Origin of the sequence: Campylobacter concisus (assembly GCF_002165785.1) — a bacterium.
GTDB lineage: Bacteria > Campylobacterota > Campylobacteria > Campylobacterales > Campylobacteraceae > Campylobacter_A > Campylobacter_A concisus_W.
Map to the genome: position 1 here is coordinate 205125 of NZ_NDYO01000004.1, position 17142 is coordinate 222266.

General features: G+C 36.0%; 21 protein-coding genes. 19 read left to right on the forward strand and 2 right to left on the reverse strand.

The window, feature by feature from the left end; all coding sequences use genetic code 11:
* The first annotated feature begins 5 nt into the window (after positions 1–5).
* The 14 genes from B9N62_RS03725 (at position 6) to rplS (ending at position 10200) form a co-directional block, all read left to right on the forward strand.
* Positions 6–479: a DUF3972 domain-containing protein gene (locus tag B9N62_RS03725; RefSeq protein ID WP_087584427.1), complete on the forward strand. Its 474-nt coding sequence runs from the start codon at positions 6–8 to the stop codon at positions 477–479.
* A gap of 3 nt (positions 480–482) precedes the next feature.
* Entirely contained in the window at positions 483–902 is a 420-nt protein-coding gene (locus B9N62_RS03730) for a GyrI-like domain-containing protein (RefSeq protein WP_087584428.1), read from the forward strand.
* 5 nt (positions 903–907) lie between these two features.
* Positions 908–2446: an AbgT family transporter gene (locus tag B9N62_RS03735; protein WP_087584429.1), complete on the forward strand. Its 1539-nt coding sequence runs from the start codon at positions 908–910 to the stop codon at positions 2444–2446.
* 18 nt (positions 2447–2464) lie between these two features.
* The gene (gene glyQ, locus B9N62_RS03740) at positions 2465–3325 is read left to right on the forward strand and encodes a glycine--tRNA ligase subunit alpha (RefSeq protein WP_087584430.1); all 861 of its coding nucleotides are present in this window, start codon (positions 2465–2467) and stop codon (positions 3323–3325) included.
* A 6-nt stretch (positions 3326–3331) separates the two neighbouring features.
* Positions 3332–4054 carry a Nif3-like dinuclear metal center hexameric protein gene (locus tag B9N62_RS03745; protein ID WP_087584431.1) on the forward strand — a complete coding sequence of 241 codons (723 nt, stop codon included), beginning with the start codon at positions 3332–3334 and terminating at the stop codon, positions 4052–4054.
* 17 nt (positions 4055–4071) lie between these two features.
* Positions 4072–4779: a zinc ribbon domain-containing protein gene (locus tag B9N62_RS03750; protein WP_054196578.1), complete on the forward strand. Its 708-nt coding sequence runs from the start codon at positions 4072–4074 to the stop codon at positions 4777–4779.
* A gap of 8 nt (positions 4780–4787) precedes the next feature.
* Positions 4788–5924: a lipid IV(A) 3-deoxy-D-manno-octulosonic acid transferase gene (gene waaA / locus B9N62_RS03755; RefSeq protein ID WP_087584432.1), complete on the forward strand. Its 1137-nt coding sequence runs from the start codon at positions 4788–4790 to the stop codon at positions 5922–5924.
* Positions 5921–6679, forward strand: coding sequence for an RluA family pseudouridine synthase (locus B9N62_RS03760; protein WP_087584433.1), 759 nt, complete (start codon positions 5921–5923; stop codon positions 6677–6679). The genes waaA and B9N62_RS03760 overlap by 4 nt, the downstream gene beginning before the upstream one ends.
* Positions 6680–6741: 62 nt before the next feature.
* Positions 6742–8082 carry a signal recognition particle protein gene (gene ffh / locus B9N62_RS03765; protein WP_087584434.1) on the forward strand — a complete coding sequence of 447 codons (1341 nt, stop codon included), beginning with the start codon at positions 6742–6744 and terminating at the stop codon, positions 8080–8082.
* Positions 8083–8153: 71 nt separating this feature from the next.
* A complete protein-coding gene (gene rpsP / locus B9N62_RS03770; protein ID WP_087584483.1) occupies positions 8154–8381 on the forward strand; it encodes a 30S ribosomal protein S16 in 228 nt (75 codons plus the stop codon).
* Positions 8381–8623 carry a KH domain-containing protein gene (locus B9N62_RS03775; protein ID WP_054196581.1) on the forward strand — a complete coding sequence of 81 codons (243 nt, stop codon included), beginning with the start codon at positions 8381–8383 and terminating at the stop codon, positions 8621–8623. The genes rpsP and B9N62_RS03775 overlap by 1 nt, the downstream gene beginning before the upstream one ends.
* Positions 8616–9146 (forward strand): ribosome maturation factor RimM, encoded by a 531-nt coding sequence (gene rimM / locus B9N62_RS03780; protein ID WP_087584435.1) that lies wholly within the window; start codon positions 8616–8618, stop codon positions 9144–9146. The genes B9N62_RS03775 and rimM overlap by 8 nt, the downstream gene beginning before the upstream one ends.
* The gene (gene trmD, locus B9N62_RS03785; protein WP_087584436.1) at positions 9143–9835 is read left to right on the forward strand and encodes a tRNA (guanosine(37)-N1)-methyltransferase TrmD; all 693 of its coding nucleotides are present in this window, start codon (positions 9143–9145) and stop codon (positions 9833–9835) included. Before rimM ends, trmD begins: the two co-directional genes overlap by 4 nt.
* 8 nt (positions 9836–9843) lie before the next feature.
* Positions 9844–10200: a 50S ribosomal protein L19 gene (gene rplS / locus B9N62_RS03790; RefSeq protein WP_087584437.1), complete on the forward strand. Its 357-nt coding sequence runs from the start codon at positions 9844–9846 to the stop codon at positions 10198–10200.
* 198 nt (positions 10201–10398) lie between these two features.
* Here rplS and B9N62_RS03795 read toward each other — a convergent pair whose 3' ends face one another.
* Complete coding sequence (locus tag B9N62_RS03795; protein WP_087584438.1) at positions 10399–11097, reverse strand: CorA family divalent cation transporter; 699 nt, start codon at positions 11095–11097, stop codon at positions 10399–10401.
* Positions 11087–12217, reverse strand: a complete 1131-nt coding sequence (tgt, locus tag B9N62_RS03800; RefSeq protein WP_087584439.1) for a tRNA guanosine(34) transglycosylase Tgt — start codon at positions 12215–12217, stop codon at positions 11087–11089. Before tgt ends, B9N62_RS03795 begins: the two co-directional genes overlap by 11 nt.
* A gap of 79 nt (positions 12218–12296) precedes the next feature.
* On the opposite strand from tgt, the gene B9N62_RS03805 reads away from it, so the two are divergent.
* The 5 genes from B9N62_RS03805 (at position 12297) to B9N62_RS03825 (ending at position 17142) form a co-directional block, all read left to right on the forward strand.
* Positions 12297–13403, forward strand: coding sequence for an MlaE family ABC transporter permease (locus B9N62_RS03805; RefSeq protein ID WP_087584440.1), 1107 nt, complete (start codon positions 12297–12299; stop codon positions 13401–13403).
* Positions 13400–14140: an ABC transporter ATP-binding protein gene (locus B9N62_RS03810; protein WP_087584441.1), complete on the forward strand. Its 741-nt coding sequence runs from the start codon at positions 13400–13402 to the stop codon at positions 14138–14140. The genes B9N62_RS03805 and B9N62_RS03810 overlap by 4 nt, the downstream gene beginning before the upstream one ends.
* Positions 14141–15073: an MlaD family protein gene (locus B9N62_RS03815; protein WP_087584442.1), complete on the forward strand. Its 933-nt coding sequence runs from the start codon at positions 14141–14143 to the stop codon at positions 15071–15073. It begins immediately after the preceding gene.
* Entirely contained in the window at positions 15070–15630 is a 561-nt protein-coding gene (locus B9N62_RS03820) for an ABC-type transport auxiliary lipoprotein family protein (protein ID WP_087584443.1), read from the forward strand. Before B9N62_RS03815 ends, B9N62_RS03820 begins: the two co-directional genes overlap by 4 nt.
* 93 nt (positions 15631–15723) lie before the next feature.
* Positions 15724–17142, forward strand: a complete 1419-nt coding sequence (locus B9N62_RS03825) for a COG3400 family protein (protein WP_087584444.1) — start codon at positions 15724–15726, stop codon at positions 17140–17142.

The following is a 17142-nucleotide window of genomic DNA, read 5'->3' on the forward strand; positions in this document are numbered from 1 at the left end:
AAGCGGTGCAGACCTATCTTGGAGTTGATGAATTTTGCAAACTTGTGCACTTGGAGCGCGAAGTTATCGAGGATATGATAAATCGTGGCGTTTTGAAAACCAAAGAGGAAAATGGAGAAATTTTGATAGAAGCGAGCGAGGGAACGATGAGTGTTGTGCCTAGTGTTTCGCAAAATTTATCTATGCAACCGCAAGGCCAAGATGGTATCAGCTTCGTTGAAAAGACGATCGGAACGATACTAAATTTACACGAAAAGGTGCTTGACGCAAAGGATGAGACGCTTGAGACTTTAAGAAATGAGAATAAATTTTTAAAAGAGGCGCTCATTTCGATGCAAGAACTCTATGATGAGGATAGAAAAACGGTCGAGACGCTTACAAAACAGCTTAAAATTTCACAGGATGAAGTTGAATTTCTAAAACGAAAATACAAGCTCATGTGGAACCAAGCGGTTGAAAATTTTAACGGACAAAAGTAGTTTATGAAGATTATAAATTTAGAGGAAAGCTTTGAAATTTACGGAGTAAAAACTCGCACTAAAAATAAAGATGAGATAGACGGCAAGGGTAAAATTCCGGCTTTATGGTCTAAATTTATGAGTGAACACTATGATGGCAAGAGTGAAATTTATAGCGTTTACTGCAACTATGAAAGCGATCTTGATGGATATTACGATAACTTCATCGGCACAAGATCAAGCCACAAAAGTGATGAAATTTTAGAGATAAAAAGTGGCAAATATGCCGTTTTTAGCTTTCCGAGTGAGCCACAAAATGTTGCAAAATTTTGGGGTGAAATTTGGAAGCATTTTGAAAGTAGTGAGCTAAAAAGAGCCTATGAAACAGACTTTGAGCTTTACGGCAGCGACGAGATAAAAATTTTTATATCTATTTTGGGTTAGGAAAAATGAATAAAAAAAACAATAGTTCAATCTTAAGTTTTATCGAAAATTTTGGTAACAAATTACCAAATCCAACTATGCTTTTTATCTATCTTTCGATTATTACGATAATAATATCGTTTGTATTAGAAAAGATGGGCGTTGGTGTAAGCTATCAGGCTATCAAAGACGGACAAATATCACAGCTTAATGCAAATGTTATAAATTTGCTTTCTGCTGATAGTCTTAGATCTTTTGTTTCGTCTGTGCTTAAAAATTTTACTAATTTTTATCCTTTGGGAGTAGTCTTTGCGATTATTCTAGGTATTGGTATCGCAGACAAGTCCGGACTTTTGTCAGCACTTATGACAAAGATTGCCTTAAAATCTTCCAAAATATGGGTAACTCCAATCGTTATTTTCCTTGGCGTAATGTCAAATGTTGCTTCCTCGGTTGGCTATGTCGTGCTAATTCCGCTTGGAGCTATTTTATTTGCTGGATTTGGTCGCCATCCAATTGCTGGACTAGCTGCTGCTTTTGCTGGTGTTAGCGGTGGCTGGTCGGCAAATTTATTAATCGGTACAAATGACCCGATGTTTGCGGCATTTTCTATGCAAGCAGCTAGCGTGCTAAATCCGGATTATGTGGTACTAGCAACTGCAAATTGGTATTTTATGATCGCTTCGACATTTTTGATCGTATTTGTTGGCTGGTTTGTGACAGATAAAATCGTAGAGCCTAGGCTTGGAAAATTTGATTTTTTGGGTGATTTTAGCTTACAAGAGCATAGCGAGATAAGTGCAGAGCAAAAACGTGGCTTAAAATTTTCGCTAATAGCGTTGATTGTTTTTGTAATTTTATTGCTTGTGGCTATTTTGCCTTCAGGCTCTTTATTTGGAGCAAAAGGCAATGAAAGCTTTATGAAATCTACTTTTATGCATTCTATTGTTGTTTTTATGATGTTGCTTTTTATAGTGGTAGGCGTAACTTACGGTGTAGGTGCTAGGAGTATAAAAAGCAGTAATGACGCCATAAAATTTATGGAGCAATCTATTTCTGAGCTATCAGGATTTTTGGTTTTGATATTTTTCGCAGCTCAGTTTACATATCTTTTTAATACCTCAAATATTGGGCTAGTGCTTTCTATCAAAGGTTCCATTTTTCTAAAAGAGATTGGATTGACTGGACTTAGCCTTATCATAGTTTTTATTTTCTTGATCGCTTTTATAAATTTATTTATAGCTGTTGATTCTGCAAAGTGGGCGATGATGGCTCCGATTTTTGTACCAATGTTTATGAATCTTGGACTCTCGCCAGAGCTTACACAGGCTGCTTTTAGAATAGGCGACTCTACTACAAATATCATAACGCCTTTGATGCCATTTTTTGTTTTGATAGTAGCTTTTATGCAAAAATACAATAAAGAGTTAAAAATCGGATCAGTGGTTTCTATTATGCTTCCTTATACGGTTGCATTTTTAATTTCTTGGACAGCACTAATGTCATTTTGGTACGTTTTTGATCTACCACTAGGACCTGGTGCAGTTATACACTATGTAAAGTAAAATTTTAAAAGGAAAGCAATGACATTTTCACAAATAATATTAACCCTTCAAAACTATTGGCAAGAGCAAGGTTGCGTTATACTTCAGCCATACGACATGCCTGCTGGTGCTGGTACTTATCATCAAGCGACTTTTTTAAGAAGCCTCGGATCAAAGCCGTGGGCTACTGCATACGTTGCCCCATCTCGCCGTCCAACTGATGGTAGATACGGCGAAAACCCAAACCGCTTAGGTGCTTATTATCAGTTTCAGGTGCTTATAAAGCCAAGTCCAGAAAATATCCAAGAGCTTTATCTAAAAAGTCTTGAAAAGCTTGGGTTAAATTTAAAAGATCATGACATCCGCTTTGTCGAGGATAACTGGGAGAGCCCAACGCTGGGCGCTTGGGGGCTAGGCTGGGAGGTCTGGCTAGATGGCATGGAAGTGACTCAGTTTACGTATTTTCAACAAGTGGGCGGCATCGCATGCGAGCTGATCTCTGGCGAAATAACATACGGCCTTGAGCGTTTGGCCATGTATCTACAAGATGTAAATAGTGTCTACGACATCGTTTGGGATGACTCAAATGGAAACATCGTAACCTATGCCGACGTTCACAAACAAGGTGAGTATGAGTGGAGCAAATACAACTTCGAAGTAGCAAATGTTGATATGCTTTTTAACCAGTTTGAAAACGCATTTAACGAGTGCAAACGCTGCTTAGAGGCTAAAATTTCACTGCCGGCATATGATTATTGCATGCTTGCGGCTCATACATTTAACGTTCTTGACGCTCGTGGGGCGATAAGTGTTACACAAAGGCAAGACTATATCTTAAAAATTCGAGAGCTTGCAAAAGAGTGTGCGCTAACTTATAAAGAGAGCCTAGAACAAAAGTAAAATTTTATGAAAATAGCTGAAATTTATAAAATTTTAGATGAAATTTGCCCGTTTGCGAGCCAAGAGTCCTGGGATAATAGTGGCCTACAAGTTGGCTCATTTGATAGCGAATTTGAGCGAATTTATCTAAGTCTTGATTTAGATAGCGAACTTTTGCAAAATGTCTTGCCAAATTCGCTCATCATCACTCACCATCCGCTTATTTTTAAGGGACTAAAAAGCCTAGACTACAGCCTTTATCCAAGCTCACTCGTAAGGGAGATGATGATAAAAAATATCTCGCTCATCTCGCTTCACACAAATGCTGACCTCGTATTTTTAAATGAAAAATTTGTGACGCAGGTTTTGGGGCTTGAAATTTCAAACAAAGAGGGCTTTTTGATCTATGCTGATGTGAAGATGAAATTTAGCGAGCTTTGTGAATTTGTAAAAGAAAAACTTGGGCTAGAAAATTTAAGAGTAGTTCATGCAAAAGATGAAATTTTTAAAATTTGTATCTGCACTGGAAGCGGCGCAGATCTCATACAAGAAGTCAAAGCAGATACCTTTTTGACAGGCGATCTAAAGTATCACCAAGCTCTTTATGCAAAGGAAAACGGGCTAAATTTAATCGATATAAATCACTATGAAAGTGAACGTTATTTTGGTGATTTTTTAGCAAAATATTTGCAAAATCTGAAAATTGAAGTTATAATACGCAATTCTAAAAATCCATTTACATATTGCTAACAAAAAAAGGAAACATTATGAATAAATACTTACAACAATTAGTTGAATTATCTGATCTTGATAAACAAATAGATGGCTTTATACCACGCATTCAAGACATAGAAAAGGCTTATAAAAATATAGAAGAAGAGTGCGAAACCATAACGGTTAATATAGAAAGACTAGATGAAGAGGTAAATGACCTAAAATCTCAAAAATCAGGCACAAATGCTCATATTGCCGAGTTTAGCGCAAAGATAAAAGATGTAGCCAAAAAAAGCTCAAGTGCAAAAAGTGAAAAGGAGATAAAAGCTCTAAGTCTTGAAGAGGATATTGCAAAAGAGCAACTTGAAGCAGCAAATGAAGAGATTGCTAGACTTGAGAAGCTAATAGATAGTAAAAACAGTCAAAAAGATGAGCTTGGTGCAAAAAAAGCTGAGCTTGAAGAGAATTTAAAAAATATAAAGAGCAAAACTTCATCTGAGCTTGAAAATATAGGGAAAGAACGTGAAGAAGTTTATGCTAAAAAAGACAAGCTTATCGCCACTATGAATCAAAAAATTCTCGCATTTTATGAAAAAATTAGAAAATGGGCTCACAATACGGCTGTTGTTCCTGTAAAAAAACAAGCTTGTTATGGCTGCTTTATGCAGATAAATGACAAAACTTTCTCTGCTGTTATCAAGGGTGAAGATATCGTTACATGTCCGCATTGTGGCAGAATTTTGTATAAACAAGAGCAATAACACATTTCGTGATAATAATATATTACTTTCTAGCCTCAATACTCTATCTATTTGGGGCTATCTTTCTACTCATCTTAAGTTTTAAAAAAAAGTATCATAAGTCGATTCCAGCACGTTTTTTCCTCTTTAATAATCCTAAATTTCAAGATGCAGATGTGCATTTTCACGCTTGTTCGTTTGGTGAAGTGCAAGCACTTAAACCTTTGATGCAAAAATTTGATAGCAAAGCCATAAGTGTGGTGACAAATACTGGCTTTGAAGCGGCAAGTAAAATTTGCTCTAACGCGAGATTTTTGCCATTTGAAATTTTTTTGCCATTTTGGCTAAAAAAGAGCAAAATTTTAGTTATTTTTGAGGCTGAGCTTTGGCTTATGCTAGTTTTCATGGCAAAGCTAAAAGGCAGCCGTGTGATATTAATAAATGCGAGAATTTCAGACAGAAGCTACAAAAGCTACTTGAAATTTGGCTTTTTTTATAGGTATCTTTTTAAATTTATAGATAAGATTTACGCTCAAAGTGAGCTTGATAAAGAGCGGCTAAAGTCACTTGGTGCAGGTGAAACAGAGGTCGTTGGTAACATAAAAGCTGCATTTTTGCCAAGCGTGAGTAAAATTTATGAAAAGCTAAAAGCTAGAGTGATCGTGCTAGCAAGCACGCATGCGGGCGAAGAAGAGATGATTTTAGAAAATTTAAATTTAAAAGAAAAAGATCTTCTAATTGTTGCGCCGCGTCATCCTGAGAGATTTGCAGAGGTCGCAAAAATAGCAAGCGAGTATGCCACAAAGCATAATCTTAGCTTTGCTAAATTTAGTCAAAAGCATAAATTTGAAGCGAAGGTAAATTTGCTTGACACTTTAGGTGAGCTTGTAAATGTCTATGCTATTAGCGATGTAGTCGTGCTTGGCGGCAGTTTTGTGCCAAATATCGGTGGGCACAATCCAATCGAGTGCGCACAATTTAACCCAGTGGTAATTAGCGGCGAGTTTATATTTAACCAAAAGGCATTATTTAGCCTAGTTGAAAACATCTATATCGCAAAGGCCAGTGAGATCAGTGGCATAATAGATAGTGATGCTAAAAAGAGCAAGATCGCCGTGCAAGCAAGTGCTGATGCGATCATAGAAGATATAAGGAGCACTTTATGAGCGAAGAAAAAGCGTATAAAATTTTAGCTAAGCAAAAAAATATCTCAAACAACGAGGCAAAGGAGCTAATAGATAGCGGTCTAGTCTATGCCAAGGGGCAAAAGGTGATGATAGCTCGAGCACTAATGAGTGAAAATACCAAATTTAGCGTCGAAGAGATGCCAAAACCAAGCATTATTTTTGAAGATGAAAATTTAATAGCAATCAGTAAGCCAGCTGCCATAACTAGTGAAAAAATTAGTCAAATTTATAAATTTCCACTCCTTCATAGACTCGATAAAGACACGAGTGGCGTACTGCTTCTTGTAAAAAATGATGAATTCGCAACACTTGCGATAAGTGAGTTTAAAAAGATGAAGGTTGAGAAAATTTACGTGGCTGCAGTTAGGGGCATCATGAGCGAGGAAGTGGTCGTAAATGAGCCGATCTTAACTATAAAAAATAAAAATGGCGCCTTTTCAAAGATATCAAAAGATGGTAAAGAGGCGATCAGCGAAATTTCACCACTCATAGTTGTGGGCAAAAAAACGCTTGTAAAAGTTGCCATAAAAACAGGCAGAACACACCAGATAAGAGTACATCTAGCCAGCTTAAATTTACCTATCATTGGTGATGAGAAATACGGCAAAAATAGAGCAAATAGAATGTTTTTACATGCCTATTCTATTGCTCTTTTAAACTATAAATTTAAAGCGCCGATCCCAAGAGAATTTAACTCTCTTGGATTTGAGCTATCTAATAAATTTGAAATTTAAAGAGCAATAAAGAAATTATTTAGTAATATACGCCCTTTAATAACAACTTAGAAAGGTGATTAGTGTTCGAACAAATTAGCGAGTCTTTTAGATTAGCCGTTAGCAAGATACGTTTTGTAGATGATGAAAAAGCTCTAAAAAATGCACTTGACGTGCTCAAAAAAGCTCTTTTAAAAGCTGATGTTCACCATAAAGTCACCAAAGATCTACTCGCGTCTATCGAAAGCGAACTAAAGCAAACCGGAGTTGGTCAAAAGAATTTCCTAGATGCGATCAAGTCAAATTTAACGACTATCTTAACAGCTCCTGGCAATCAAGGCTTTGTCTATGCACCAGTTGCACCGACCATTGTTTTGATGGCTGGTTTGCAAGGTAGTGGTAAAACAACGACAACCATAAAGCTTGCAAATTATCTAAAACTAAGAAAGAAAAAAGTTTTAGTTGCGGCTTGTGACTTGCAAAGATTAGCGGCGGTTGAGCAGCTAAGACAGCTCTGTGTTGCAAACGAGATCGATCTTTTTTATATAGAAAATGAAAACAACCCTATAAAAGTAGCAAAAGAGGCATTAGAAAAGGCAAAAAGTGGCCTTTATGATGTACTTTTAGTGGATACCGCTGGTCGTCTTGCGATCGATGAAAAGTTGATGCAAGAGATAAAAGATGTAAAAAATGCGATAAATCCACATGAAATTTTCTATGTAGCTGACGCCATGAGTGGTCAAGACGCCGTAAAGACAGCTACAAGTTTTAATGAAATTTTAGGAATTTCTGGAGTTATCCTTTCTAAATTTGACTCTGATTCAAAGGGTGGCGTAGCTATTAGCATCGCAAAACAGCTAAATATTCCGCTTAGATTTGTTGGCACTGGCGAGAAAGTGGCTGATATCGAGAGCTTTATACCAGACCGTATCGTAAGCCGTATAATGGGTGAGGGCGACTTAGCTACTTTGGTCGAGAAAACTTCGACTATTATAGATGAAAAAGAGGCAAAACGTCTAAACCAAAAGATAAAAAAAGGTCAGTTTAACTTTAACGACTTTTTAGATCAAATGGAAAGCGTTAAAAAGCTTGGCAGCATGAAGTCTTTGATGGGGATGATACCTGGACTTTCAAATATTGCAAGTCAGATAAAAGATATAGATCTTGATAATTCAAAAGAAATTTTGCATATTAAGGCTATGATAAACTCTATGACACAAAAAGAGCGTGAAAATCCAGACCTTTTAAACAATAGCAGAAAAAGGCGTTTGGTAGCTGGTTCTGGGCTATCTCAAGTAGAGGTAAATCGTTTTTTAAAGCAGTTTGAAAATGCTTCGAAGCTTGCTAAAAAATTTTCAGGAAAAGGTGGAGCAAAGGGACTTGCAAATATGCTTTCTCAAGCAAATTTAAAAAGACCTGTTTGATAAAAGGGTTTAAATTTGGATATTTGTTATCTAAATTTAAGCTTTATTTAAAAACAAGAGGAGAATATAATATGGCAACAGTAGTAAGACTAACAAGAATGGGACGTAAAAAAAGACCTTTTTATCGTATAGTTGTTACAGATAGTAGAAAAAGACGCGATAGCGGTTGGATAGAGAGCATTGGCTATTACAACCCGATGGTTGAGCCAAATATTATAAATTTCAACAAAGAGAGATTGGATTACTGGAAAAGCGTTGGTGCTAAACTTAGCGACAGAGTTGCACAAATTACAAAATAATGGTTGAAAATTTTTTATACGAATACGCCAAGTTAATAGCTGACTTTCCTGAAAAGGTGACTATAGAGCGTCAGGAACTTGGTGAAAATTTTGTTGAAATTATTATAAATGCTGACAAGATTGATACTGGAAAACTTATCGGTAAAGACGGTAAAATGATAAATGCTATAAAGACCGTTATTATTGGTTGTAAAGCCAAGGATAATACAAGCTATAGGGTAACGGTAAAAGCTATTGAATAGTGATATTGTTGAAGTCGCTACTATCGGAAGATGTGTTGGTTTAAGGGGTTATTTAAAACTTCACAACAAGAGCGACTTTCCAGAACAATTTAAAAAAGGCGCAACTTTTTTTGATAAAAATAATGATCAGCTAATCATAAAAGACTATAATAGGCAAAAAGAGCTGGTTTTGTTTGAAAATTTTGATGACTTAGACCTTGCCAAAACACTTGTAAATAGAACCATCTATACTACAAAAGAGCTTACTAGAAAAAACTGTAAACTAAAAAAAGATGAATTTTTTCAGTTTGATATTATTGGATTAAAAGTAGTGGAAAATGGTGAAATTTTGGGTATTGTAGAAGATATTCAAGATAATTTTGCAAATTCACTTTTATATATAAAAACAGACGAAGAGCTTATTACAGTCGGAAAATCAAAGAGTTTTTATATTCCATATTTGGAGCATTTTATTGAAAGCGTAAATTTGGAAAGTGGGAAGATTTTGGTAAAAGGTGCTAGAGATATCTTAGAAAATTCATGAAATTTACATTTATTACACTTTTTGAAAATTTAGTCAAACCTTACTTTTGCGATTCTATTTTAAAACGTGCGATTAGTAATAAATTTATTGAAATTGATTTTATAAATCCAAGAAATTTTACCAACGATAAGCACAATAAAGTTGATGATTATATGATCGGAGGCGGAGCAGGGCTTTTGATGTTTCCACAGCCTTTGGATGAGTCGTTCAAATTTGTAAAAGAAAAAGATAAAAATGCTCACGTGATCTTTTTGACACCAGCTGGTAAAAAATTTAACCAAAATGACGCAAAAAGACTTTCTAAAAAAGATCATATTTGCTTTGTTTGCAGTAGATATGAAGGTCTTGATGAGAGAGTTGTCGAGCTTTGGGCGGACGAAGTTTTTTGCGTAGGTGATTTTATTTTAACTGGCGGAGAGCTGCCTGCACTTTGTATGAGTGATGCGATATCAAGAAACGTGCCTGGTGTTTTAGGAAACGACATGAGCCTTGAAATAGAGAGCTTTGAGGACAATCTACTTGAAGCTCCATCTTTTACAAAACCTGATAATTTTAAATCCCTCTTTGTGGTTTCAGAGTTTTTAAAGGGTAATCATGCTAAAATCCACAACTTAAAAAACAAGATGGCTCACTGCAAAACAAGGTTCTTTCGCCCTGATTTATATCAAAAGCTTAAGCCACATAAATAAGGAAAAACATGAGAAATAAATACATTGAAGCATTTGAAAATGCTCAAATTGCTAGTAAAAATATTCCTGACTTCCGTGCAGGAGATACATTGCGTGTTGCTATTCGTATTCACGAAGGTGATAAAACTAGAATTCAAAATTTTGAAGGCATTTGTATAGCTAGACGTGGTAGCGGTACTGGTGAAACATTTATCATTAGAAAAATTGGCGCTAATAGTGTTGGCGTTGAGAGAATTTTCCCAATTTTTAGTGATTCTATTGAAGAGATAAAGGTTCTTAGAAAAGGTCGTGTTAGAAGAGCTAAATTATTCTATCTACGTGACCTTCGTGGTAAAGCTGCTAAAATCCGCGAACTTAGAAAATAATCTTACTATCTGTCCTGAAGTCTATTCAGGACTTTTAATCTTCTTTTTAAATTTAATTTTTTTAATTTTTTTTGTTTTTTAATATTAAAATATCTATTTATTTTTATTGTTTTTACCGCTAGTCTATAAAAATTTAAAATATATAACAAATTTCTATATAAAGTTTCAGATACCTTATATACTAAATTTATTTATTTTCTACTTCTTCTTATTTGTATACCAAAATAAAAAAACAACACAACAAAGAATTACTCCAAACATTATTGATACAACTATCATAGTAGCATTTTTGGTTTCATTAAATGGCAAGCCTTGTGTATTCATACCAAAAAAACCAGTTATCAGATTTAGTGGTAGCATTACAGCCGATATCATTGTTAAAATGTAAATGTTTTGATTGATTTTGTCGTTTTTTATACTTTGTATAAATGTATAAATATCATCGATTCTACAGGCATATTCATTAGCCATTGTTCTAAAAACATTTGCCTCATGAGTACTATTTTTAAGCTCTTTTTTTAAATTTTGTTGCTCACTTTGGCAAATCGAAAGTGTCTCATAAAAGTGAGATATCTTGTTTTGAAATTTTCTAATCTCATATTTTAGAAAGTGGTGTCTTTTGATAAATTGATTAAAGTTTTTTCGACTAGCATAAATTTTTTCATACTCGTTTAGCTCATCTTGATGTTCTAAAATTTTGTTTGCATATTCATTACATAGTTTTTTAAGAGCCGCTTCAAACTCGTTTTTATCGCATTCGTGATCAAAATCTTCTTTATAAATTTTGCCATTTTTAAATAAAAATTTATAGCTTTGCTTTTGTGTGAAAGAAACAAGCAAAATATAGTCGTATTCATCGCCATAGAAATATCCACAAACTGAACTTTTATAGCTCATCTGTGCTCCTTTTTGCGTAGAAATTTCGCTTAAATTTAGCAAATTCGCCAGCCTCTATTGCCTCTCTCATCTCTTTCATTAAATTTAGATAGTAGTGTAGGTTATGAAGGCTTGCTAGTCTAAAAAACGTGAGCTCTCTAGCCTTAAAAAGGTGGTTTAGATAGCCTCTTGAGTATAGCTTGCAGGTGTAGCACTGGCAGGCTGGATCGATCGGCGCGTGGTCGTTTATAAATCTGGCTGATTTTATATTTATCTTGCCAAAGCTAGTAAAAAGCGTGCCGTTTCTTGCGTTTCTTGTTGGCATAACGCAGTCAAACATATCAACGCCTCGCTCGACATTTTCGACCAAATCTTCAGGTGTGCCAACGCCCATTAGGTAGCGAGGTCTAAGCTCATCCATAAATGGCATAACCGCCTCAACCGTGTCATACATAGCCTCGTTGCTCTCGCCAACGCTTAGACCGCCGATCGCAAGGCCGTCAAATGGCATCTCATTTAAAGCCTCAGCGCAAAATTTACGCGCAGCATAATCGGTTCCACCCTGAACGATGCCAAAGATATTTTGGTTTAGTCCAACGCCCTTTTTTTGCATAAATTTGTGATAATCAATAGCCTCTTTTGCCCATTTTATCGTCCGTTTTATGCTAAGACCTATCCTTTTTGGCTCAGCAGGCAAAGCCACTAGATCATCAAGTATCATCATGATGTCGCTGCCTAGGTCATACTGTGTGTCAAGGACGGATCTTGGCGTGAAGTAGTGCGTGCTGCCGTCGATGTGGCTTTTAAATTTTATCCCGCCATCGTCATTTTTGGTATTTGATCTAAGCGAAAATGCCTGAAAGCCGCCGCTATCAGTTAAAAACGAGCGCTCAAATTTAGAAAATCCATGCAGTCCGCCAAACTCACGCACGACCTTGCTGCCAGGGCGCAGATACATATGATAGGTGTTTGCTAAAATTATCTTTGCGTCTAAAATTTCACTCATATCAAAGGCGTCAAGGCTTTTAACTGCGCCAACCGTGCCAACTGGCATGAAAACTGGCGTTTGTATCACGCTGTGAGCGGTTGTTAGGACGCCTCGCCTTGCGTTGCCATCTTTTTTTATAACTTCAAATTTCATCTAAGTCCCTTAATTTTTTGATTTTTTATTTTAACAAAATTTATAATATAATCCAGAAATTTTAAGGCAAAGGAACTTTTTGCAAAAGAGAAATGATATCGTTTTTACCGAAGCAAACGGCACTGCGACCATAAAATTTGCAGGTGAGTTTAGCTATAAAGATGCGAAAAATTTACAAGGTATTTTTAAGAAAATTTCACGATTTAGAGGTAGTGTCAAATTTGATTTTAGTGAGCTCAGAAGTATCGACTATGCTGTTTTGATACTTTTAAAAAATGCACTAAATGGTAAGAAATTTGAGATTATTACAAATGATCCCAAGATAAGAGCGATGGGCGAACTTTTAAATGATGAAAAGATCGATTTTAATTACATGCCACCGCATAATAGTCTAAATTTTTTCTCACGACTTGGTGAAAAAATTTGTGAAGGTTTTGTAAATTTGCTTGAGTTTGGCTCGTTTTTGGGCGAGTTTTTGATAAAAAGTGTGAGGATTTTATTTAATCCTGCAAATTTAAGGTTTAGAGAATTTAGTAACTACATAAAAGATGGCGGTGTAAATGCCGTTTTTATCGTATCGCTCACCGCTTTTTTGATAGGCATCGTGCTTGCATATCTTGGCAGTGCGATGCTTGCAAGCTTTGGGGCAAGTATATTTATAGTTGAGATCATGGGTATGCTAACGCTTAGAGAGGTGGCTCCGCTCATCGCTGCTATCGTTGTAGCAGGCAGATCGGCCTCAAGTTTTACCGCACAAATAGGCGCTATGAAGCTAACTGAAGAGATCGACGCGATGAAGACGATGGGCTTTGAACCCTTTAACTTTTTGGTGCTACCTCGCATCATCGCCATGGTGCTTTGCGTGCCAGTCATTATCTTTATAGCTGATGCGATAAGTATTTTGGGGCAGATGATCATTTGTCAAACGATACTTGATATTAGTTTTAGTGACTATCTAAATAGATTTCGCGAGATGGTTGAGCTTAGGCATTTTACCGTTGGTATGATAAAAGCTCCATTTTTTGGCGCAGTAATAGCGATCATTGGGTGCATGAGAGGATTTGGCGTTAGCCAAAACGCCCAAAGCCTTGGAGCAATGACAACCGTTAGCGTTGTAAATGCGATATTTTGGGTCATCGCGCTTGACGCCTTTTTTGCGATAATTTTTATGTGGCTAAAGATATGAACGAGATAATAGTTGGAAAAAACATAACGACAAGTTATGGCGATAAGATCATGCACGATAATGTGAGCTGGAGCGTCAAAGAGGCTGAAATTTACGGCTTTTTGGGCGGCAGCGGCACTGGTAAAACGACGCTCATGAAGACGATGATATACCTAAAAAAACCTGATAGTGGCGATATAGCGTTTGATGGCGTCAATATGTGGAAAAGTAGCCAAGAAGAGCAGCAAGAGATAAAGCTAAAAAGCGGAACTATGTTTCAATTTGGAGCACTTTATAGCTCGATGACGATACTTGATAACGTGGGCGTTTTGCTCCATGAGTACTCTAAATTTAACAAGCGCCAGATCGATGAGATAGCAATGTTTTGGATACAAAAAGTTGGACTTAAAAAAGAGGTTTCGATGCTTTATCCAAGCGAGCTAAGTGGCGGTATGAAAAAAAGAGCCGCGCTAGCAAGGGCTTTAGTTTTAAGTCCAAGGGTGCTGTTTTTAGATGAGCCAAACAGCGGCCTTGATCCTGTTAGCTCGCGCCAAATGGACGCTCTTATAAAAGAACTGCGCGATAGTATCGGCGTGACCGTTGTCATGGTAACGCACGATGCTGATAGTATTTTTGATATTTTGGATAGATTTTTGATAATAGATAACAAAAAAATAGTCTTTGAGGGAGATATAAAAGAGCTTGAATATCTCGAAAATAACCCGCTTGAAGAGCTATTTAAAATGAGGAAAAAGTAGATGGAAAATAGAAATTCTTATACCATTGTTGGCATGTTTTTTATGGCTTGCCTTACAGCATTTGCGATATTTATCTGGTGGATGACTAGTAAAAATAATACAAAGGTTGATTTTAAAGAGTACTACATCCACACGACTGAGCTGCCAAGCGGGCTAAAGGTTGATTCTACGGTTAAATTTATCGGCGTGCCAGCAGGAAGCGTTAGTGATATAAATTTTGTCGATGACAAAAACGCTCTTATAAACATCACGATGAAGATAAGAGAGGATCTGCCTATCAAGGCTGATAGCATAGCAAGTATCGAAGTTCAGGCTATCAGCGGTGTTGCTAGTATAAATATAAGCCGTGGCACAAAAGACTTTGCATCAGGCCAAAAGCCTATCTTAAAGCTTGAAGAGAGCCTCTTTTCAAAGCTTGGAAACAACGCTGAAAACATTACTTTAAAGATAAATCAAACACTTGATAAAGTCGATAACTTTTTCTCGCCTGAAAATATCGCTCACGTAGAGTCAGTCCTTAAAAATATCGATAAATTTACACAAGTTTTAACAGACGAAGATGGATTAAGCGAGGTTGATAGTATCGTTAAAAATGTAAAAAATTTTACAGATACTTTAAACAAAACCGACACGAAAGAACTGGTTAAAAATTTAAACAGACTAATTTCAAATGCAAACCAAGTTTTTGTATCGGCAAATTCGGCTATCATCGGATATAATTCGCTGCAAGAGCTCATCGCCAAAAAGGCTAAAGATGGTGAATACGACCTTAGAAATACGGTTGGGCCGTTATTAAGAGAAGCGAGTGATTTTTTAAATGGATTTGACAAGACACTTCGTGAATTTAGAGGCGCACTTCAAAGGCTTGAAGATAATCCTTACGAGTTTTTCTTCACAAATCCAGTGCCAAATGACAAAGGAGATAAAAAATGAGAAATTTAATCTTTCTAACGGCTACGCTTTTATTTTTTGGCTGCTCGCTAAAGACAGATGTGCCAGTTGCAACGATGTATGAAATTCATTACTCAAACAAAGAGTGCTCAGCTGAAAACAAGCAAAAAGAGCTAAAAAATGTCTTCATCGAAAATGTAAGTGCTCTTGATATGGTCGATACTAGAAAAATTTTGATCGTAGCTGAAAATAATAAAATCAGATATCTAAGCGACGCTAAATTTGTATCTGAGCCAAGCGAAATGGTCTATAAATCACTTGTAAAAGGGCTTTATTCAAACTGCGCTGCAAAGCCGATATTTTCACCAAATGCAAAGGATCTTAGACTAAAAGTTAGCATCATCTCACTTCAGATAAGAGGCGACAAGGCCGAAGTTTCACTAGCTTATGAGCTGTTTAATGCAAACACCTCGCTAAAATCTGGCATGATCACAAAAGAAATTTTTTGTCCAGATCCAAGCTCAAGTACTATTTTTGATACGATAAATAAGGCTACAAATTTAGCAATCGATACGCTAATCTCTGAAATAATATCTTAAATTTTCTTGGCTGTAAATTTCTAAATTTATAGCCAAAATAGCTTATTTTAAAGACCTTTTGTTATAATGTGAGCTTTAAAATACGGAGAATTGATGAAGAAAATTTTAATAATCGCAGATGGAACTTTCGCAAGAAATTTTTTAAACAGACTGCTTGAAACAAAATCAAATTTACATCACTATATCGTTGTTTCAAGTGAAGATTACAGCCAAAAATCAAATTATGAAAATTTTACGTTTTACCAGTTTGACCCAACTAGCTTCTCAAAGCTAAAAAGCGTGAGTGATGGCTATTTTAGTCAGTTTTGTATAGTTTGCGATGATAAAAATGAGGCGATTGCTGTTTATGAAAATTTAAGACAGATTAGCACAAAGACCGAGACTGTTTTTATGAGCTCATGGGAGCTTGATGAAAAATGTAAAGAAATATTTGCAAGCGATAAACACTTAAGTGTAGTTGATATCAGAGATATTGCAGCATCAAGGCTTATGGACTATTTACCAGATCTGCCAGTTTTAGCCGATAATATCGGGCTTAGCGAGGGTGAGATCATGGAAGTTAAGGTACCAATAGGTAGCTCTTATATGTATCGTCACATTAGCTCAGTAGCTCAAAAAAAATGGCGAATAGCTCTCATATATCGAGGCAGTGAGATCATCTTGCCAAAGCCAAATGTAATGATACAGCCAAGCGATATATTACTAATCGTTGGTGATCCAAATGTGCTTCAAAATGTTTATCGCTCGATCAAGCGTGAAAGTGGACAGTTTCCAAGTCCATTTGGTAGCAACATCTATGTGCTGATCGATATGATCTCAATGGATAAAGAACGTGTTAGCAAGCTCATAAAGGATAGCTTGTATTTGCATTCAAAGCTAAATAATAAACGCCTTTTTTTTAGAGTGATAAATCCAACTTTAGGTGAAAATTTAGATACTTTAAAAGCGATAAAAGAGAAAAATATCATTGTTTTGATGGATTATTTTAATAGTGATAACAAATCTATAAAATATGATGTTTTAAAGCACGACATCGGCCTAATCTTAAGCGATAATAAATACTTTTTTAAATTTAAAAAGCTATTTTACGAGCTAAAACTTCCAGTGCTAAAAACAGGCAAAATTTTGCTCTCAAATATAAAAGAGGGCGTGATACTAGGCGATCAAAGTCAAGAAGTGGAGAATCAATCAGCCGTGATAACAGATTGTTGTGCGCAGCTTGATCTTGAGATGAAATTTTATTACTTTGACAATAAACATAGCGATGAAGAAGCGTTAAGAGAGCATTTTGAGAGCATTAGCGCGCTATTTTCTAAGCGTATAAAGATAGAAAATCACAATCTTAAAAATCCGCTTGTAAAACTAAAAAATACAAAAGATTTGCTTCATTTTGTAATGTTTACTAAAAGCGTGGCAAATGGTGGAACATTTGCCTTTTTATCGACAAATTTAAATAGGCTTTATAAAAAACTAAGCCAAAATGCACAGCTTTTTGTGCCAGTAAGTGAGTAA

Excerpts from the sequence above, each read along its gene's own strand:
- tgt (WP_087584439.1), bottom strand. The coding sequence starts at position 12,217 with ATGAAATTTGAAGTTATAAAAAAAGATGGCAACGCAAGGCGAGGCGTC.
- B9N62_RS03825 (WP_087584444.1), top strand. The coding sequence starts at position 15,724 with ATGAAGAAAATTTTAATAATCGCAGATGGAACTTTCGCAAGAAATTTT.
- B9N62_RS03745 (WP_087584431.1), top strand. The coding sequence starts at position 3,332 with ATGAAAATAGCTGAAATTTATAAAATTTTAGATGAAATTTGCCCGTTT.
- B9N62_RS03750 (WP_054196578.1), top strand. The coding sequence starts at position 4,072 with ATGAATAAATACTTACAACAATTAGTTGAATTATCTGATCTTGATAAA.
- B9N62_RS03730 (WP_087584428.1), top strand. The coding sequence starts at position 483 with ATGAAGATTATAAATTTAGAGGAAAGCTTTGAAATTTACGGAGTAAAA.
- B9N62_RS03820 (WP_087584443.1), top strand. The coding sequence starts at position 15,070 with ATGAGAAATTTAATCTTTCTAACGGCTACGCTTTTATTTTTTGGCTGC.
- B9N62_RS03795 (WP_087584438.1), bottom strand. The coding sequence starts at position 11,097 with ATGAGCTATAAAAGTTCAGTTTGTGGATATTTCTATGGCGATGAATAC.
- B9N62_RS03775 (WP_054196581.1), top strand. The coding sequence starts at position 8,381 with ATGGTTGAAAATTTTTTATACGAATACGCCAAGTTAATAGCTGACTTT.
- trmD (WP_087584436.1), top strand. The coding sequence starts at position 9,143 with ATGAAATTTACATTTATTACACTTTTTGAAAATTTAGTCAAACCTTAC.
- B9N62_RS03760 (WP_087584433.1), top strand. The coding sequence starts at position 5,921 with ATGAGCGAAGAAAAAGCGTATAAAATTTTAGCTAAGCAAAAAAATATC.
- rpsP (WP_087584483.1), top strand. The coding sequence starts at position 8,154 with ATGGCAACAGTAGTAAGACTAACAAGAATGGGACGTAAAAAAAGACCT.
- glyQ (WP_087584430.1), top strand. The coding sequence starts at position 2,465 with ATGACATTTTCACAAATAATATTAACCCTTCAAAACTATTGGCAAGAG.
- B9N62_RS03810 (WP_087584441.1), top strand. The coding sequence starts at position 13,400 with ATGAACGAGATAATAGTTGGAAAAAACATAACGACAAGTTATGGCGAT.
- rplS (WP_087584437.1), top strand. The coding sequence starts at position 9,844 with ATGAGAAATAAATACATTGAAGCATTTGAAAATGCTCAAATTGCTAGT.
- B9N62_RS03735 (WP_087584429.1), top strand. The coding sequence starts at position 908 with ATGAATAAAAAAAACAATAGTTCAATCTTAAGTTTTATCGAAAATTTT.
- B9N62_RS03815 (WP_087584442.1), top strand. The coding sequence starts at position 14,141 with ATGGAAAATAGAAATTCTTATACCATTGTTGGCATGTTTTTTATGGCT.